General features: G+C 49.5%; 19 protein-coding genes. 10 read left to right on the top strand and 9 right to left on the bottom strand.

Annotation, left to right across the window (positions count from 1 at the left end):
- The first annotated feature begins 42 nt into the window (after positions 1 to 42).
- The 5 genes from tssK (at position 43) to O3276_RS24450 (ending at position 5,766) form a co-directional block, all read left to right on the top strand.
- Positions 43 to 1,350, top strand: a complete 1,308-nt coding sequence (gene tssK / locus O3276_RS24470; RefSeq protein ID WP_269673643.1) for a type VI secretion system baseplate subunit TssK — start codon at positions 43 to 45, stop codon at positions 1,348 to 1,350.
- Between the two features lie 12 nt (positions 1,351 to 1,362).
- On the top strand, positions 1,363 to 2,187 hold the full coding sequence (gene icmH / locus O3276_RS24465) for a type IVB secretion system protein IcmH/DotU (RefSeq protein ID WP_269673642.1): 825 nt from the start codon (positions 1,363 to 1,365) through the stop codon (positions 2,185 to 2,187).
- Positions 2,188 to 2,212: 25 nt separating this feature from the next.
- Positions 2,213 to 3,160, top strand: a complete 948-nt coding sequence (locus O3276_RS24460) for a type VI secretion protein IcmF/TssM N-terminal domain-containing protein (protein ID WP_269673641.1) — start codon at positions 2,213 to 2,215, stop codon at positions 3,158 to 3,160.
- Between the two features lie 139 nt (positions 3,161 to 3,299).
- A complete protein-coding gene (locus O3276_RS24455) occupies positions 3,300 to 5,519 on the top strand; it encodes an ImcF-related family protein (protein WP_269676049.1) in 2,220 nt (739 codons plus the stop codon).
- 22 nt (positions 5,520 to 5,541) lie between these two features.
- Complete coding sequence (locus O3276_RS24450) at positions 5,542 to 5,766, top strand: histidine kinase (RefSeq protein ID WP_269673640.1); 225 nt, start codon at positions 5,542 to 5,544, stop codon at positions 5,764 to 5,766.
- 120 nt (positions 5,767 to 5,886) lie between these two features.
- Here O3276_RS24450 and O3276_RS24445 read toward each other — a convergent pair whose 3' ends face one another.
- Both O3276_RS24445 and O3276_RS24440 read right to left on the bottom strand, forming a co-directional pair.
- Positions 5,887 to 6,459, bottom strand: coding sequence for an NAD(P)/FAD-dependent oxidoreductase (locus O3276_RS24445; protein WP_269673639.1), 573 nt, complete (start codon positions 6,457 to 6,459; stop codon positions 5,887 to 5,889).
- Complete coding sequence (locus tag O3276_RS24440; protein ID WP_269673638.1) at positions 6,408 to 6,863, bottom strand: NAD(P)-binding protein; 456 nt, start codon at positions 6,861 to 6,863, stop codon at positions 6,408 to 6,410. Before O3276_RS24440 ends, O3276_RS24445 begins: the two co-directional genes overlap by 52 nt.
- A gap of 439 nt (positions 6,864 to 7,302) precedes the next feature.
- Here O3276_RS24440 and O3276_RS24435 point away from each other — a divergent pair, with 439 nt between their 5' ends.
- Together O3276_RS24435 and O3276_RS24430 are read left to right on the top strand one after the other, a co-directional pair.
- A complete protein-coding gene (locus O3276_RS24435) occupies positions 7,303 to 7,917 on the top strand; it encodes a LysM peptidoglycan-binding domain-containing protein (RefSeq protein ID WP_269673637.1) in 615 nt (204 codons plus the stop codon).
- A 364-nt stretch (positions 7,918 to 8,281) separates the two neighbouring features.
- A complete protein-coding gene (locus tag O3276_RS24430; protein ID WP_269673636.1) occupies positions 8,282 to 9,073 on the top strand; it encodes a hypothetical protein in 792 nt (263 codons plus the stop codon).
- Positions 9,074 to 9,080: 7 nt separating this feature from the next.
- Here O3276_RS24430 and O3276_RS24425 read toward each other — a convergent pair whose 3' ends face one another.
- Both O3276_RS24425 and O3276_RS24420 read right to left on the bottom strand, forming a co-directional pair.
- The gene (locus O3276_RS24425; protein ID WP_269673635.1) at positions 9,081 to 9,845 is read right to left on the bottom strand and encodes an SDR family oxidoreductase; all 765 of its coding nucleotides are present in this window, start codon (positions 9,843 to 9,845) and stop codon (positions 9,081 to 9,083) included.
- 45 nt (positions 9,846 to 9,890) lie between these two features.
- Entirely contained in the window at positions 9,891 to 11,252 is a 1,362-nt protein-coding gene (locus O3276_RS24420; RefSeq protein ID WP_269673634.1) for an ankyrin repeat domain-containing protein, read from the bottom strand.
- A 206-nt stretch (positions 11,253 to 11,458) separates the two neighbouring features.
- On the opposite strand from O3276_RS24420, the gene O3276_RS24415 reads away from it, so the two are divergent.
- The 3 genes from O3276_RS24415 to O3276_RS24405 are packed head-to-tail and all read left to right on the top strand — an operon-like array spanning position 11,459 to position 13,510.
- A complete protein-coding gene (locus tag O3276_RS24415) occupies positions 11,459 to 11,791 on the top strand; it encodes a MerR family DNA-binding transcriptional regulator (RefSeq protein ID WP_269673633.1) in 333 nt (110 codons plus the stop codon).
- 2 nt (positions 11,792 to 11,793) lie between these two features.
- Positions 11,794 to 13,218 (top strand): IS200/IS605 family accessory protein TnpB-related protein, encoded by a 1,425-nt coding sequence (locus O3276_RS24410; protein ID WP_269673632.1) that lies wholly within the window; start codon positions 11,794 to 11,796, stop codon positions 13,216 to 13,218.
- Positions 13,175 to 13,510 carry a hypothetical protein gene (locus O3276_RS24405; protein ID WP_269673631.1) on the top strand — a complete coding sequence of 112 codons (336 nt, stop codon included), beginning with the start codon at positions 13,175 to 13,177 and terminating at the stop codon, positions 13,508 to 13,510. The genes O3276_RS24410 and O3276_RS24405 overlap by 44 nt, the downstream gene beginning before the upstream one ends.
- Before the next feature lie 196 nt (positions 13,511 to 13,706).
- On the opposite strand, the gene nqrF is transcribed toward O3276_RS24405, so the two are convergent.
- Genes nqrF through O3276_RS24380 form a run of 5 tightly spaced genes read right to left on the bottom strand, consistent with a single transcriptional unit; the run spans position 13,707 to position 18,178 of the window.
- Entirely contained in the window at positions 13,707 to 14,933 is a 1,227-nt protein-coding gene (gene nqrF, locus O3276_RS24400; protein ID WP_269673630.1) for an NADH:ubiquinone reductase (Na(+)-transporting) subunit F, read from the bottom strand.
- Positions 14,934 to 14,949: 16 nt separating this feature from the next.
- Positions 14,950 to 15,546 (bottom strand): NADH:ubiquinone reductase (Na(+)-transporting) subunit E, encoded by a 597-nt coding sequence (gene nqrE / locus O3276_RS24395; protein WP_209200877.1) that lies wholly within the window; start codon positions 15,544 to 15,546, stop codon positions 14,950 to 14,952.
- Between the two features lie 3 nt (positions 15,547 to 15,549).
- Positions 15,550 to 16,215: an NADH:ubiquinone reductase (Na(+)-transporting) subunit D gene (locus tag O3276_RS24390; protein WP_269673629.1), complete on the bottom strand. Its 666-nt coding sequence runs from the start codon at positions 16,213 to 16,215 to the stop codon at positions 15,550 to 15,552.
- Positions 16,215 to 17,006: a Na(+)-translocating NADH-quinone reductase subunit C gene (locus O3276_RS24385; protein WP_269673628.1), complete on the bottom strand. Its 792-nt coding sequence runs from the start codon at positions 17,004 to 17,006 to the stop codon at positions 16,215 to 16,217. The genes O3276_RS24390 and O3276_RS24385 overlap by 1 nt, the downstream gene beginning before the upstream one ends.
- Positions 17,006 to 18,178: an NADH:ubiquinone reductase (Na(+)-transporting) subunit B gene (locus O3276_RS24380; protein WP_101749066.1), complete on the bottom strand. Its 1,173-nt coding sequence runs from the start codon at positions 18,176 to 18,178 to the stop codon at positions 17,006 to 17,008. Before O3276_RS24380 ends, O3276_RS24385 begins: the two co-directional genes overlap by 1 nt.
- Positions 18,179 to 18,185: the final 7 nt, after the last annotated feature.

Here is an 18,185-nt window from a genome sequence, read left to right as displayed (position 1 = left end):
GCTTGTATTTCACTTTATCGTTGGTATATGAGGGCTATTATAGTGAAACCCTATCCTGTGTGCTGGCTTGAAGGTGCTTTTATGACTCCCCAGCACTTTCAACAGCAAAACCGGTTTACCCAGTACCTGGCAGGACAGTATTTCCAATTGATGAACCCGGCCTGTTTTGGCTTCACGGCATTGGAAATTGACGTCGAATCGCTGAAATCCGGTAGATTCCGCATCAATTATGCCAGTGGCATATTGCCTGACTGCACCCCTTTCCTTCTGGACGAACCTTTAACCGCCACACCTTCATCAGCCACCAGCGATGCGATAGTGACTCTCGTCTTGCCAATAACCCGTGATGGCTGTTCTGAAGTTGGGGATTCAGCCCAGCATCGCTACCGGTTCCATGGGCAGTCTCTGGTTGACAGTGTCAACCCAAATGCCCCCGTCGCCCATGTCGATATGGCTCTGCCAAATTTCCAGTTAATGATTGGCAATGAGGCCATGGAAAGTTATGTGAGTCTTAATGTGGCCCGGATTTCTTATATTGATGGTAATGGTGCCATTTGCCTGGATAGCAGCTTTATTCCTTCTGCCATTAATTTGCAAATATCCCGGGTGGTCATGGATAAAGTCGAGCATCTTTTTAACAGAATCCAGCAGATGGCCAGTGCCGTTGCTTTCAGGATCAATAGTGGCAGGCAGTTTAAAAGCGAGCACATATTATTACAGGATCGTTTATGGAGCATGTATTTCAGTCAGTGGCAAGCACGTTTGGCCGTGATGATGACCCGCCCTCATCTGCTTCCCCGGGAGCTTTATCAAGAACTTTTTTCCATGGCCGGTGGACTATCCGGCCTGACAGGTTACGAAATTCCCAAACCCAAAACGCTCCATCAGGATTCATTGGGCGATGTGTTACCTGAAATATTTGAACAGCTTATCAATGCCATGGATGTTGTCTCCCGTGACACGGTCATGGAAGTCCCCCTGGATCACTCTGATTTTCCCATGGAGAGAATCCTCACCGCCGCTATTCCCGCAGCACTGGGCTCTAATGTCCAGTGCGTGCTTTCTTTTGACATTTCCGGTGCTGACTCCGGTTGGTTAATGGCGAATATACCGCGGTTTATTACAGTAGCCCCGCAGGACCGGATTCAATCTCTGTTAAAAGCCGCCATATCAGGACTCAAGCTGACGCCACTGGCCACGCCCCCCATTGAGTTATGTTTGCCGAATTGCCAGACTTTTGTCGTTGATCTCAGCGATCCGTTGATCAGGGACTGCTCTCACTTCGCCCTGCATTTTGATAAACAGCTGGGTGACCCGGAAGTCAGGTTATTCATGATTCAAACGCTTTGAGAAGAACCTTATATGTCTGATCCGGTCGCTAATCCTGAGAATAATAGTTCAACTTATGGCCAACTCCAATCACCGGGAGATGGGCTTGCCCCTGTAACAGGTATGATACCCGTTGATACCGGTAACCGTCTTGTAGACGGCGCATTACCACTGCTTACCCTGATCAATGGGATTCAGCGGCTTGAGCCACCGGAGAGTATTTCTGCCTTCTACCATAATATCCAACAGCAACTGCAAAACTACGAAAATGAGGTTCAGCATCCGGATACCCGACAAGCTCTGCTGATTCTGGCCGCGACGCTGGATGAACTCATTATGGCGACCTCCTGGGGAACCGGTTTCTGGCTTCAGGAAACCTTATGTAGCCGTTTATTCAATAGAAGGGATGCTGGTAGATATGTCTTCGAGATAATTGATGAGAGCCTCAAAGGGGCTGACCAACACATGGATCTGTTATTTCTCTCATTTCTCTGTTTCAAATCCGGCTTTAGTGGCCATTTCAATGAGGGCAGACAGGAAGAACTGAACTCACTACTGGTAAAACTCTACCACCTGTTTATCAAACAGGGTTTATTGCAAAAAATAAAGCTGGAGACCAGCAACATTCAACAGGAATTTCAGCCATTACGATCTTTCCCCTATCGACGAACACTGTTGTGTTTTCTGGGGGCATTGATGTTCCTGTTTATTATCGGTGGCATTTTAATCTATGAACAAAAAGATATTGCCATCATCACACTTGAAGATACCGAAAATGTAACAAATCAACCGACTGACGGTTACCAATTAACTACAAAGGACAAGGTTTATGAACTCTTATTTAATAAGAATAATTAAGCTAACGTGCTTAATTGTGGGAGTGGTGTCTTTATTTCCATTGGCTTTGCTGGCGTTGCTGCTGAAATGGATGGTCACACTTTACTGCCTGGTAGCTGTCAGTATTATTTTTCTTTGTACAGCATTCTGTTTTACCCTGCTTCAGAAACGCAGAGAACAGGATGAGCGTGCCACACAGAGCTATATATCGGCATTCATCAGCAAACATATTTCCCGTACTAATCGCTATCGCCGCCCATTATTCCTGGTCTTTTCTGATAACAACACTGCCCTGGATCAGCTTTTCCTGACCATGGGACTTGAGCTATTCATGCCACGAATTGCCGGGGAAAAGCTTATCGAGGGCTGGCACGGTAAAGACTGCCTGTTGCTCCATGTCAAAAAACTCAACGAACTGGCAGAAAGCAACCATTTCTGGAATACCATGCTTGCCATGGTCAAGAACAGACGACCACGACAGCCTTTTAATGGCATTCTGCTGGATTTACCACTGGCTACTCTCTCCATGAGCCCTGAAAAGCAGGAGGCCTACCTTGATTGTATCTGCCGATACAGCAATCAGGCGGCTGTAGCTGCACAGCAAAAGCTGCCAACCCTGTTCATGTTCTCCGGTATTCGCCAGTTACCCGGGTATGACAGCTTTTGTAAAAGCCTGCACAGGGATGAGCTTACCTGCTCGTTAGGCGCTATACGACCAGAAGACAGCACCGAAAAAATAGTTCTCTGGTTTAACTCATCCTGGCAAAAGCTGTTGCAACAGCTTTACTTCCGCCAGTCAGATTTCATTGGTCTGATATACAACACCCAACACGCAAACGACAGCCTGGAAATACTGTTTCAACTATCAACATTTGGCAGTCAGATTCAGCCGCTTATCGTCCGTTTTTCAGAAGACCCTGCTGACCAACAGGCTGGATGTTGCCGGCTATTTTATCTGCCCACCGAGCAATCCCGACGACAACAACCGTTATGACTGCGCAGCCACCTATTGTCACTCCCTGTTTTCTTCCGGTAACCGACAGAAGTTCGACACCATCAGTTCTGAGTATCACAGTTCATTCCTGCAGAATATTTTCCAACAGTTTCTGCTCCCTCTTGCCAACCGCGCTGGCATGAATAAAAAAGCACACTACTTTTATCGCTTTGTCGGCCTGAGTAGTTACGGCTTTTGTTGCCTGTTGCTGTGTCTTTCCGGTTGGTGGTTATATCGCAATTTCACGGCTGGAAAAGAGCTGACCAACCAGACCAGACAGGTACTGCTGGCTTACAAAGCCAACACTGATCTGCTGGTGCGAGACCGGGGCCGTATCAGCTCCTTGCCTGACACGCTGGCAAAGCTCAATTCTCTGGCAGACTTATTGACCGGGTACCAGCAAACACCCCGCATGTTAGTGGCCAGTCGTCGAAGTCTCCAACCGTTACAGGAAATGCTGAGGAGTTATTATTATCAACAGTTAAAGTTGAGACTGTCGCCTTATCTGATTACCGCGTTAGCCAAATCGCTGGACTTGCAGATTCAAAAAAGAAACACGGTGCCGGTTTTTGAAAATCTGCGGCTTTATATGATGCTATTTGACTCATCCCAAATGGTAACCCATGAATTAATCAACAACACCCTGCCTCTTCTGGCACAACCGGCGGGCTTAAACCAGCCGTTTACTGAACAACTTGAGCAGCGTCTGACAGATTACCTGACCCTGCCAGATTATATCCATTACCAGCCGGACCCTGCGTTAATACAGAGAGCACAAAAACAGCTACAAGGCATGACAGCCAGCATTTTGATCTACAATCGCCTGAAGGTATTGCCTGATTTCAAACAGTCCATTGCTATTGCCAACCTGATGGGACCTCATTTCAGTCATGTATTTGAAGTTAGTAATGCCCCCTCCTGCAGCAAATACCACCCGTTACTGTTCACATCCAACAGCTGGAACAATAAACAGTTACACCATGATGCACCACTGATCATCAACAGCATTCAGGATACCCTGAAAATACAGGGAGAATCTGCCCCGATCTCCACAGCATTAGCCGTGAACACCCTGGACTCAGTCAGAAAACTTTTTGCCCAGGAATACATTACTCACTGGCATCAGTTATTGAACTGCATACATATACGTCGATCGTCGACCATAAACGAGCTTACCGATATTGTCTCTTTGCTGGCGTTGCTGGGTGTTTCCCCATTAACCGATGTTCTGGGTGCCGTTAAAGAGCACACCAGGTTCCAGACAGCGGCAGAAACCAATGACCCCGGTAGTGAGGATGGTTTTAGCAGTGAAGGAAAGAATATTCTGCGGACCTATAACCAACTCGGTGGCTCCGCCGGTCATAATCAACTGCTGTCACTGGCATTTACGGATTATCACCGCCTGGTTGACGAAAACAGTAACGGGGAATTTTTCCGCAACCTGCACAAACACCTGGAAGAAATTCTTGAAAACCTGATCCACCTTCGCAGTGCTGATAACCCCACCGTGATTGCTTTCAAACAGGTTCGTCAGCTGCTTAACGGGCATCACCCGGTGCTGGCTCTTACCTTGCTGGCTGAAGGGCAGCCGGTGGCCGTCCGGCAATGGATTAAACAGCTGGTTTCACAATGGGGCAATGTCTATTTCCGGCTGGCTAAACAATATATAGAGAATCAGTGGTTAACCGAGTTGGTGTCCCCATGGCACCAGACCATTGTTGGCCGGTTCCCGGTTTATGGCAATGGCTCACTGCAAATAGAGCCTGATGCATTTCAAGCGGCTTTCGGCCCGGGAGGCTGGATAGATAATTTTTATTCGTCCTATCTGAAGCCTTTTCAAGTCAACGCCAATCGGCTTCAACTTTTAGAGCATCAGGATTTCCGCCTTAGCCCTGAACTACAGGTATTCTTTAACCATGCCCGGGTGATTAGACGCTTCTTTTTCAATGACACCGGGACCATGGCTGATAATTCAATCAATATTCGGGTATTTTCCTTAAGTTCAGATTCAACCCATTACCAGCTGGACGATGGGTACAAAAAAATAATTTACAATCATGGCCCATCGTTATGGCAGAAAAGTATTTATCGAATGAATGACGATGACCGAATACTGAGTTCATCATTCCATGATGTGACTCAACAGCAGGCAGCCAAAACCTACTCTGGCCCATGGGCGTGGCTCAGGTTCATTCGTGAATCGGCCGGGGAGAAAAATGGTGACACGGTTATCCTGCACCATAAACAGGATAATTATGAATCTTCAATAGAGCTTCAATCTGCTTCCAACAAAAATCTTGAAGCCCTGCTCTCCAGTTTTAAGCGTATTACCCTACCTAAAGCTGTTTTTGGTGTTTGATAATATTTTCAGCAAGCTCTTTATGCTTGACCAGGATAGGTCTGGCTCAGATCGTAGATACCGTGACAGAGATTTATCAGGACGTCGCAGAAGATGCACGAATGACTTGGGGCTGGGACTTTCACTGGCTAAAGCCGTAGCTGGTCTGCATCATGGCTCAATTGCCCTGAGTGACTGCATGCCCGGACTGGGAGTCAAGGTGTCCATACCGGTTAATGAATCATCTGCTGCTTTGCAGGCTGCGTAAGAAAGCTGTCGGTTGGATAACAGTTAATGTTATCCCCGAATCAGGGCAATGTTTTCCTGAATGGTTACAAGCCCCGGCATTACCGGGGGTGATCAACGATCATGATGAATCGGTTCATCACTAACCCGACAGGTCCTGTATACACTTCTGTGCTGATAACCAGGCTCCCTCAACCCTGCCACCCGCACACCAGGCACCAATGACCGCAAGCCGCTGACGTTCATCCAAAAGATAAGGTTGATCAAAGGTTACTGGCTTAATATTGGCATAGCGCCAGTAATGTCGATATTCTGCTGTTTTCTCAAGTCCGGTAGCCATTATTGTCTGCAGCCAGTTAAAACCTGTCTGACCAATGTCCACTGTCGTTTCTTTACCCTGTTGTTCAGACCACTCTGGCGAGAAATGCAACATCCAGACATCGTCAACATCCGGCGCTTTCCTGAAACCGGGTCGGCTGGATAACCGCGAAGCCCAGCGGACCGTTTCATCCCCAAAGATACCCTGCACATCTGCTGGAATTATCCCCCGGGTAGCAAGGCCTGCTGCCCAGCAGGGTTGATGGACGGCCTCAGGTACAAGAGCCATCACATCAGAACAGCTATCAAGCAGGGTACGGCTTTGCTCGGCAGGACTACTGACAATCAACCAGTCGAAGCCGGAAAAAGCGCACCATCGGCAGACAACAGCCGCCACCCTTCCCGTCTCTTTTCCACCTTCGAGATGTGACACTGGAAGTTAATGGCAATGTTGCTGCTCAAACAATAAACCAGCTGGTTCATTAATGGGGAACCAATGTAGCGCACCGTTTCATCCGGTGACGGTGTTAATGTTCCCCGTGCAACACAGTAGGGTGAAAAGTCCCAGACCTTTACAGCAGATGCTTGCAGCCAGAGCTCTACCTGTTTCTGAAACCCCGGATCCCTGGCGGTAAAGTACTGGGCACCTATATCCAGCTTGCCCCATGCTTCCCGTCGATTGGCTAAGCGCCCACCCAATCCGCGACTTTTCTCAAAAACAGTCACTTCATGCCCCAATTCCGCCAACAGACTTGCGGCCTTTATCCCGGAAAGTCCGGCTCCAATCAGTGCAACTTTCATGGGTATGCCTCGTTACTTATCATCCGGCCCTCTCAACGAAAAGTGAATGCCATGAATACCATTTCTTTCTGGCAAGCAGATTGCGGAAAAATTTGCAAAGTTGCAACCCACCTCTACGTGGAGGCCGCATAAATAGATGTAAAATGTACTGATAACGGTTCCCGAGGTGATCCGCGGGTTTGATGGTCATCAGAAAAGAGCAGCTGAGGGTACCGGATGACCCGGCTCGACCCTTGCTCAATGAATTGAAAATGAGGCAACCGGATTTAGTAACTCCAGACCAATAACAGAGATAACTGTCAATAAAGCATACCTGACGTAATTGTTAAGTCATAGTTAGTACCTGACCAGTCAAATAAACCAAACAACCTTTATTTATTCATTTTCCTCACCAACAATAAGATCACTTCATTCAAAAACATTTTATCCAGGTGTATATATGAAAAGTTTATTGATCATCGGTCTGGCATTTGGTCTGGCTGCCTGCTCTGATTCAAAGCAAAGAGAAGGCACGATTAACAGAGACAAAGAATCATCACCACTTTCTGAAAACCCCAGCCGGGAAAAGACCAAAAAGACAGAAGAAAATCGTTCATTTTCAAACACCTATACAGAACATAAAGCCAAACCTATATCCTATAAATCATCGAATTTTGCCACATCAGGTTCAGATATAAACGACCTTTCTTATAGCCTTGGCTATTACACCGTCAACCAAAATGACACTCTGATGAAAATTGCATTTGAGATATACGGTGATTATGAACAATGGATAGTCATTAAGAATGCCAATTCCGAAAAAATTGATCCTGAAAATGTAATAAAACAAGGAGTAACATTAACTTTTCCAGAACCAACGGATAAATTTGTTCAAAGCAAAAAAGGGGATCCATACCTGATAAAGCGTGGAGATACGTTAGCATCCATTGCCAGAAATACTTATGGTTCAAGCCGTCACTGGAAAGCCATCTGGAAGAACAACACGCGTTTGATAAAAGATCCGGATAAAATCTTTGCCGGATTCACAATATATTTGCCGGTTATCACCGACTAAACAGGCCTCGTCCCCATGTTCTGAAACAGGTCATTGACGTCACCATCAATGACCTCTCTGCCACTACCTCCCGCCTCCACATTCGTGAGAGGCTGAATTTTCAGGTTTTTACCTCACAACTGCTTATAGTTATAGCCAATTTTCATTCCTGATTAACACAAATACTAAATGAACTGTGTTTGATAAGAACTTTTACCAGAGAGAGAGGTCTTAAGAAGTAATTCAGCAATTCAATAATTCAATGAATTTCCAATATACGTCATCTTTATTCAACCCTGCTTTTTTTGATCTTTATACCAGATCATCAGGTTTAGAGCAGAATTTTCAATTTTACGGTGGCAGACAACAACCGGCGTACCATGGTATGTCTGTTCAGAGGGTGGATGATCCTTTTCCTGTTTACCTCAATCAATCAGCTATACATCATTATGGCGCTGGCTTTTCCGGGTTATTAAAGGAATATGAGATTGCACCTGTGGCATCAGCCAATCCAGCAGGCTCTTCCGGAATGGATATGTCTGAGATACCACCACCAGCTCTTGAGAAATATGCACCCCGGGATTATCGCAATCAACCCGTTAATGGTGCCCTGCCACCAATACCAAACATCCACTTTACTCTGCCGTTATTCCCAGTAAAAAGTTCGCCTGGGATCAGGGAACCAACACCAGCGCACCACTACAATCCATGTTACTGGCTAACTCGTCCTCCTGTCGTATTCTTTAATCCACAAGATTCAGGACCCGTTACTGTAGTTCGCTCGCTAAACCTGAACCAGGCAACTCAGACAGAAGAAATGACGGATGGTAGCTCTTCAATCATTGAGCACCAAAGGGTACCCCGCCAAGAGCCCACTTACGCAAAGCGCAAGTGTCCGTACTCAACGTATCGCTACCAGACTGATCACGAGTATGCAGCGCGCCAAAGGAAGCGCCAGAAGGAGCGCTACCATAATGATCCCGAATACGCAGAGCGCGTAAAGAAGCGTCAAAGAGATCGTTCACGGGAGCTTCTCAAAGATCCCGCTTACCGTGAACGCCAAAGGATCATCAACAAGAAGTACCGTATGAAACGCAAAAAAATAATAGAGAGTATGGCAGGAACCCAGTTTGCCCAGAACATCAAGGTTAACACAACCAGCCAATCCCCGGGATAACTTCCCATCAGTCCACTTTTCGGACCACCTTGAAGTTATCCCACGCTTGAGAAGTTGGCATCACTTCCAGAGTGTTGATATTGATATGCGCTGGCTGTTGAGCAATCCAGAAAATGATATCTGCAATGTCTTCCGGACGAAGTGGGTTAACTCCTTGATAAATACTGTCACTTTTCGCCTGATCCCCTTTAAAACGAACCAGTGAAAACTCGGTTTCACACATGCCTGGCTCAAGACTGGTCACACGTACGCCGCTGCCAGCCAGGTCACAGCGAAGATTACGGGAGAACTGGGCAACAAATGCCTTACTGCCTCCATAGACATGGCTACCAGGATACGCCCAGTTAGCAGCCACAGAAGCCAGGTTAATAATGGCAGCTTTGGGTTGTTCACGTAGAATGGGCAACAACTTATGGGTGACATTCACCAAACCGGTCACGTTGGTATCAATCATGGTATGCCAGTCTTCCAGGCTGGCTTCCCACGCAGGACCAGCACCCAGCGCAAGTCCGGCATTATTGACCAGAACCTCAATATTGCGAAATTCATCAGGCAGTGAATCCACCATGTCTGATACTGCACGGGCATCGCGAACGTCCAGAGTGACACTGTGAACCGGTACTTCAGGCGTCAACTCTTCCGCCAGTGCCAGCAGCCGTTCTGAACGGCGACCAGTGATTATCAGGGAGTGGCCATGTTGAGCAAATAACCGGGCACTGGCCAGACCAAAACCGGAGGTTGCTCCTGTGATCAAAACGGTGGGCAAACTCATTCTGCATAACTCCATTTCATTTCTTCAGTTGCAGTTTATCAGTTATCAAAGCATCACATAAAATGAAAAAGTTCTATGCCTTCCTGTATCATTGGGGTCATAAAAAATCACTTTGAGACACCCCACCTGCTTTTTAAATCTCAAGCCCTCACAAAATACGGCATCGCCACAGATCCTCCAACTTTTTGCCCCTCTGGCAAGCAGGAGTCCTACACATCGGTCTCGACCTTCACTGATGGCCCAGTCCAGGGGCGTAAAACCCATTGAATCGATGACATTGATATTCACCTCCGGGTTAGTGAGCAGCAACTTCAAGCTACCAGCCTGGCCCATTTGGGCAGCTGAACTCAGGGGGGTTTTGCCAAAATCATTTTTGGCATTGACAAGCACTTTGCTGTTTTTAAGTAACGCTTGCACACTAAGGGTCTTATCCCCTTCAGCAGCGACGTGCAACGGTGTTTCGCCGCAAGAATTGGAGGCGTTGACATTCACTTTACTGTGAGTGAGCAGTTCATCCAGGATATCGCTTCTGTTCTCTATGGCTGCCAGGTGCAGAGGCGTGTGGCCTACCTGCGCGATGGCATTGACATTCACCGCTTCAGTATTGAGCAGTACCCTCAGGCTTTTGACGCTTCCTCTTCTGGCAGCGCAGTGCAGGGGGGTTTCGTTGAGGGTATTAATGGCATTAACCCTTGCCCCGAACTCGATTAGTAGTTGCAGGCAGTCGCTGCTATCGGTATAAGCAGCCAGGTGAGCGGGCGTACCAAGGGAAAGACCGACGACATTGACATCCGCCTGGCAGTTAATCAGTCGTTGCGCGCAGCCGACGTTATCGTTTATGCAGGCCCGATGCAAGGGAGTGTAGCCGCTCTCATTAACGGCATTAACCTTTGCACCGAAATCAATCAGTAGTTGCAGGTAATCCGCTTTGCCCACGAAGGCGGTTATATGCAGGGGCGTTTGGCCCATCTCATTAGTAACGTTGACATTGACACCCGCCTCGCACAATCGTTTAAAGCCTGCATAATTTTCTGCCTCCAAAGCGATAAAAAGCAAGTGGCCATATTCATGTATGTTGCCAACACGATCACTGTTTATTGTCAGACTCTGTTCGAGGGCTTGCATATCTCCGGTGCGAAGGGCGCTTTCCAGTGCCGGGATACCAGACGATGGCCCGGATTGACGGGGAAGCGACGACCGGGGTTGCTGATGAGATTCGACACAGCCCCGTTGATTCAGTTTGGAGGGCTCCTGATCCGCGGTATGGTCAAGATGAAGCTGCCATCCATCCTGACCAGACATTTCGACCCGCGACCAGGAAGCACATTGCCCTGGTGGGGTGGAAACATCTTCGCTCTGGCGGATATTAAACGAAGGGTTGTTGATGTTAGTCCTGACACTCTCCATTTTCACACCTCTGTTCGCGATTCGCGGTTTGGTATGGGGGTCCTCTTGGACAACAAACAAAGGAGAAAATTCCATCATGATGAGTGACTTTACAGAGACAACATCAGCATGGGTTCTACTGCAGAAGCATGAGTAAGGGGCTTGTTGCAGTTAAGAAAAACCTATCTATAGTTACTCGAGCCTATTCAAAATAAGTAAGTTCTGTTGTGAATGATCGATACTCCATCTCCCGGGCCGCTGACCATTTAGGGGTATCCCCTCCTACTCTGCGTCGCTGGGAGGCTTGTGGAAAACTCGTGCCTGAGCTTACTGCCGGTGGACAACGACGTTACAGTGCCAGTCAGTTAATGACGCAACAGACTCCACAGGTACAGCGCAAAACGGTAGCTTACAGTCGGGTTTCCAGTCATGACCAGAAAAAAGACCTGGCGAAGGATGTTCTGGAGATTATCGCTGTGTTTTCTGCCCGCCTCTACGGCAGTCGCAAAAACCAGCAGCTGATGGAGAAATTGACCAAAGTTGTAGAGGATGCCGGGTAGCCATGAGCGAAAAAGCAGCCATGAGCGAAAAAGACTCGTTTCTGACTGACAGCCTGTCACTGACCTTTCAGACCCGCCTGAACGTCTCCACTGCTCAGAATGGCACCCTGTCTGCTATCGCCGGGCTGATGTCGTCCATCGAACGTGGGTTATATGTCCAATGGCGTAAGGGACAATCACTGGCTTCCCTGAAAAACAAGACCATTGCCCGCTACCAGATTCCTGCCCGGTACTTTAATGCAGCGAAAGCCAGCCTTGAGGGTAAGATTCGCTCAGTCATATCCAACCTGGCAAACAGTGAAGACAGTTATCAGCGTCGCATCAAGGCAAAGCATCGGCACATAGAGAAACAGACAAAGACACTGAACAAAGAAGAAAATCCTCAAAAACGCGCTCAACTGCGCTTTGGCCTGCACCAGTCTAAACGACGTCTGTCAACCTTAAAGGTTTGCCTGTTTCGTATACGGCAGAGGTTGAAAAGCAATGACCCTGCTATCTGCTTTGGCTCCAAAGTCCTGTTTAAAAAACAGTTCCTCCTGGAGAAAAACGGCTATTGTGGCCATAGCGAGTGGCAACAGGACTGGCAGGATGTCCGGCAATCACAGTTTTTTATCGTGGGCAGCAAGGATGAGTCCCATGGCTGCCAGCTGTGTGCCCTGACTCAAGCCAAAGACGGCACCCTATCTGCTCGTTTGCGAGTACCAGATGCTTTGGCCAGTGAACACGGCCAATACCTTGAGCTGACCAATATTCACTTTGCCTATGGCGGTGACACGATCAATGCAGCACTTCAAAACAACCGGCGACGGCAGACGTTGGGCTTGAAGGCAGGTCGGGCTCAATTTGGCGACCTTTATAAACACTATGGTCAGGCACTGTCCTTTCGGTTTGCCCGCGATGATAAGAAGGGGTGGAGGTTGCTGGTGACAACGGCAGCGATACGGGGTCGCCCGTGTACCTGCCCGGAAGCCGGTGCCATGGGGCTGGATATCAATTCCGACCACCTGGCCCTGGCGTTGATTGACCGCCATGGCAACCCGCTGAACAAATGGACCATTCCCTGTCACACCTTTGGCAAAACCTCAGAGCAACGTCAGGCGGTGATTGGTGATGCCTGCAAACAAGTGATTGAACTGGCAAAAAAGGCCGGAGTACCACTGGTGATGGAACACCTGTCGTTCCGGAAAAAGAAAGACGAGCTGGAAAAGAGTCACTCAGCCCGTTATGCCCGGATGCTGTCCGGACTGGCATACGACCAGATTCATAAGACACTGGTCAGTCGTGCGTACCGTGAAGGCGTGGAATTGGCCAGGGTCAACCCGGCTTACACGTCGGTAATAGGTCGAACAAAATTCAGTGGCCAGTATGGCCTGTCGGTGCACCATGGCGCAGCCGTGGATAGCCCGACGTTATTTCCGGTTTTCTGAGCGATTGCCCCCCAAGGATGGGGGAAATCCCACCAAGCGCCGGGAGCGCGACTGGGAGCCCCGTGGTCCCACTGCCTGGCTATGGGATGATAGGGCGGGCCATGTCGCCTTGCAGTTACCAGAGGATAACGGCAAGCACGTATGGACTCGCTGGGCGATTCTGCGCGGGAAACTGGCAACGGCTCTTGCAGAGCGACCAAAGCGATTGAAGCATCCACCGGCCTTGTCGGCGACGACAGGGCTGCGTGAGGGAGAGAGCGGTGTTGTTTTCGATGCGGCGCTCCCGTTTTAACTTTGGTCTGTCGGTGAGATTCCGACACGTGAATCGTCAGTAGTACTGCTCGGCTGGCGTCTTGCGAAAAATACTCAGGTTTAGATAACTTTGAATAGGTTTGAGTAAGTTTTTAGGAGCGGTGTTGCTATAAATATTGCCTATAAAAAAAGCCGGGCTCAAAGAGCACCGGCCTTTACTTCATTAAAGCCAGGGTTTAGCCACCGAAATCATCCAGCAGGATGTTTTCAGGCTCTACGCCCTGATCTTCCAGCATCTTAATAACAGCTGCGTTCATCATGGGTGGGCCACACATGTAGAACTCGCAATCTTCCGGAGCCGGATGATCCTTCAGGTAGTTATCAAACAGAACCTGATGGATAAAGCCGGTGTAGCCGGTCCAGTTATCTTCTGGCAGCGGATCGGACAGTGCCAGGTGCCAGCTGAAGTTCTCATTCTCTTCAGCCAGTTTGTCGAACTCTTCCACGTAGAAGGCTTCACGCAGGGAGCGGGCACCGTACCAGAAAGAGATCTTCCGGGTAGAAGACAGACGCTTCAGCTGGTCAAAGATGTGCGAACGCATGGGTGCCATACCCGCACCACCACCGACAAAGACCATTTCATTGTCGGTCTCTTTGGCGAAGAACTCACCAAAAGGTCCGTACACGGTCATCTTGTCGCCGGGCTTCAGGTTGAAGACGAACGAAGACATCTTGCCAGGCGCAAAATCAGTACCCGGAGGTGGTGAAGCAATACGGATATTGAACTTCAGCAGGCCTTTTTCTTCCGGATAGTTGGCCATGGAGTAGGCACGGATGGTCTCTTCATTCACCTTGGAAACGTACTGCCACTGGTTAAACTTATCCCAGTCACCACGGTACTCTTCGCCGATATCGAAGTTTTTGTACTCGACGGTATGAGGAGGACATTCCAGCTGGACGTAACCACCGGCACGGAATTTAACGTCTTCCCCTTCTGGCAGTTTCAGTACCAGTTCCTTGATGAAGGTGGCTACGTTGTCATTGGAAACAACTTCACATTCCCACTTCTTGACGCCGAAGAGTTCTTCTTCAACTTCAATTTCCATGTCCTGCTTAACCGCCACCTGGCAGGAAAGACGCCAGCCTTCCTTCTCTTCCCGCTTGGTGAAGTGAGAGCGCTCGGTTGGCAGCATTTCACCACCACCGGACAGCACCTTACACTTACACTGCGCGCAGGTACCACCGCCACCACAGGCGGAGGGCAGGAATACCCCGGCACCGGACAGGGTGTTGAGCAGCTTGCCACCGGCAGCCGTGGTTACGGCCTTGCCGGGATCTTCATTAATCCCGATGGTCACGTCACCCATACTCACCAGTTTCGAACGGGCGGCGAGGATAACCAACACCAGCGCCAGTACGATAATGGTAAACATGGCAACGCCATAGATAATATTTAAATCCATATCGTCCCAATCCCCCTTACAGCTGTACGCCAGAGAAAGACAGGAAGCCCAGGGACATCAAACCAACGGTAATGAAGGTAATGCCCAGACCTCTCAGCCCTGCAGGTACATCACTGTACTTGAGCTTTTCACGAATGCCCGCCAGTGCAGCAATAGCCAGAGCCCAGCCCACACCAGCACCGAAACCATAAACCACGGATTCACCGAGGTTGTAGTCACGCTGAACCATGAACAGTGACGCACCCATGATAGCGCAGTTTACGGTAATCAGTGGCAGAAACACGCCCAGCGCGTTGTACAGAGCAGGTACAAATTTATCCAGGAACATTTCCAGGATCTGTACCAGGGCAGCGATAACACCGATATAGGTGATCAGGCCCAGGAAACTCAGGTCAACACCGGCAACCAGCGCCCCGTCTTTCAGGATGTTCTGGTAAATGACATTGTTAATGGGCACGGTGATGGTCAGTACGGCAACCACCGCAACCCCCAGACCCAGAGCAGTTTTCACCTGCTTGGATACGGCCAGGAAGGTACACATCCCCAGGAAGAAAGCCAGCGCCATGTTTTCCACGAACACTGCTTTCACAAATAGCGAAATAAAATGTTCCATGACTTAGTGCGCCTCACTGAATTTGGTATTAGGTGCAATCTTGAATTCCACCTCTTCAACCTGGTCTGTCTTCCAGCTGCGAATCGCCCAGATCAGCAGACCGATCAGGAAGAAGGCACTGGGTGCCAGCAGCATCAGGCCATTGGGAACATACCAGCCACCGTTGTTTACGGTTGCGAAGATTTCCATACCAAACAGGTTGCCCGCACCAAACAGCTCACGGAAGAAAGCAACAATGATCAGCACACAGCCATAGCCCAGGCCGTTACCAAAGCCGTCCAGGGCTGACAGCGTTGGACCGTTCTTCATGGCGAAGGCTTCCGCACGACCCATGACGATACAGTTGGTAATGATCAGGCCAACGAATACCGACAACTGCTTGGAGATGTCGTAAGCGTAGGCTTTCAGGATCTGGTCAACCACAATGACCAGCGAGGCGATAACCGTCATCTGACAGATAATACGGATGCTGTTGGGAATGTGGTTACGGATCAGGGAAACCGCCAGGTTGGAACAGGTGGTTACCCCGATAACCGCCAGTGCCATGACCAGGCTGACCTGCATGCTGGTGGTGACCGCCAGCGCCGAACAGATACCCAGAATCTGCAGGGTAATAGGGTTATTCTTAACAACCGGTTCCAGCAGGATATCTTTGGTCTTCACAGACATTATGCATTCCCCGCTTTCAGATTATTCAGGAACAGTTTAAAACCGGCATCGGACAACCAGAACTTGATCAGGTTGCTGACCCCGTTGGCAGTCAACGTCGCGCCCGCCAGGCCATCAATCTGGTTTACCGCGCCCGGGTTGGTTGCATCAACGCCACCTTTGATGACGTGCAGCGCTACCTTGCCATCAACACTGTAGATTTCCTTGCCAACCCAGCGAGATTTCCAGACCGGGTTGCTGACTTCACCGCCCAGTCCGGGGGTTTCCGCCTGCTCAAAGAATCCGAAACCTTTCACGGTGTTCAGGTTGTTTTCCAGCGCCAGGAATCCGTACATGGTAGACCACAGGCCACGGCCATGAACCGGCAGGATCAGGGTCTGCATCTGGCCATCCTGCTCCACCAGGTAGACCTTGGCAATATCAGCCTGACGGGAAATACCGGCGATGTCAGCACTGCCCAGGGCTCTGGAAGTTTTGGCATCTTTGGCGGCAGTACGCTGATCGTACTGATCAACGGTCAGGCCATTGGCTTCATCAACAAACTTGCCGGTTTTCAGATCCACCAGCCGTGGTTGGATCTGCTGGTACAGCTCAGCAATTTCAGCGGGACTAAGCGCCCTGGCATCACTGCTCAGACCGGCGATATCCAGGATGTTACGCTGAACGTCCAGCTTGATGTTCCGGTCCTGAACCGGCTTCAGGAATACTGCTGCCATGGATACCAGCACCGAACAGATCAGTGACAGCACCACCGTGACCAGCAGCGTCTTTTTAATCGTATCGTTTCCCATCAGGCCCGAGCCTCCCGACGCTTGATATTGGCCTCTACCACAAAGTGGTCAATCAGCGGCGCAAACAGGTTGGCAAACAGAATGGCCAGCATCATCCCTTCCGGATACGCAGGGTTGACCACTCGAATCAGGACAACCATGACACCAATCAGCGCACCGTAGAACCAGCGTCCCTGGTTAGTCATGGACGCCGATACCGGATCCGTGGTCATGAAGATCAGACCGAAGGCAAATCCACCCAGGACCATGTGCCAGTACCAGGGCATATGGAACATGTAATTGGTGTCAGAACCGATCATGTTGAACAGGGTAGACAGGGCAATCATACCGATCATGGTACCCGCGACAATTCTCCAGGAAGCAATACCGGAAAACAGCAGAACCGCACCACCGATAAAGATAGCCAGTGTCGATGTCTCGCCCACAGAACCCTGCATCACGCCAACAAACGCTTGAATCCAGCTGATGGACTGTTGCAAGGCTTCCATACCGCCCTGCTGGGTAACGCTCAACATGGTGGCACCGGAGAAGCCGTCAGCCGCAGTCCATACCAGGTCACCGGAAATCTGCGCCGGATAAGCGAAGAACAGGAACGCACGCCCAGTCAGCGCCGGGTTCAGGAAGTTCTTGCCCGTACCGCCGAATACTTCCTTACCGATAACGACACCGAAGGAGATACCCAGGGCTACCTGCCAGAGCGGGATGGAGGGTGGCACAATCAGGGCAAACAGCACAGAGGTAACGAAGAAACCTTCATTCACTTCATGCTTACGGATAATGGCAAACAGCACTTCCCAGAAACCACCGACAAAGAAAGTGACTGCGTAGATGGGCAGAAAGTGAACAGCACCATAGATCAGGTTATCCAGGATACTGGCAGGATCATTACCGGCCAGCATGGCAATCAGCATACCGTGCCAGTCAGCCGGGACAGTGCCCAGACCATTGGCAATGGCCGTGTTTGCCTGATAACCCACGTTCCACATACCGAAGAACATGGCCGGGAAGGTACATAACCAGACCAGCCCCATCATGCGCTTCAGATCAACCGCATCACGCACGTGGCTGGTGTTATGGGTTTTGTCCAGCGGTGTATAGAACAGCGTGTCAGCGGCTTCATACAGCGCATAGAATTTTTCGTATTTACCGCCCTTGACAAAATGGGGTTCCATCGAGTCA

This window comes from Endozoicomonas sp. GU-1 (assembly GCF_027366395.1).
Taxonomy (GTDB): domain Bacteria; phylum Pseudomonadota; class Gammaproteobacteria; order Pseudomonadales; family Endozoicomonadaceae; genus Endozoicomonas.
This window is presented reverse-complemented; position numbering and strand designations above follow the sequence as displayed.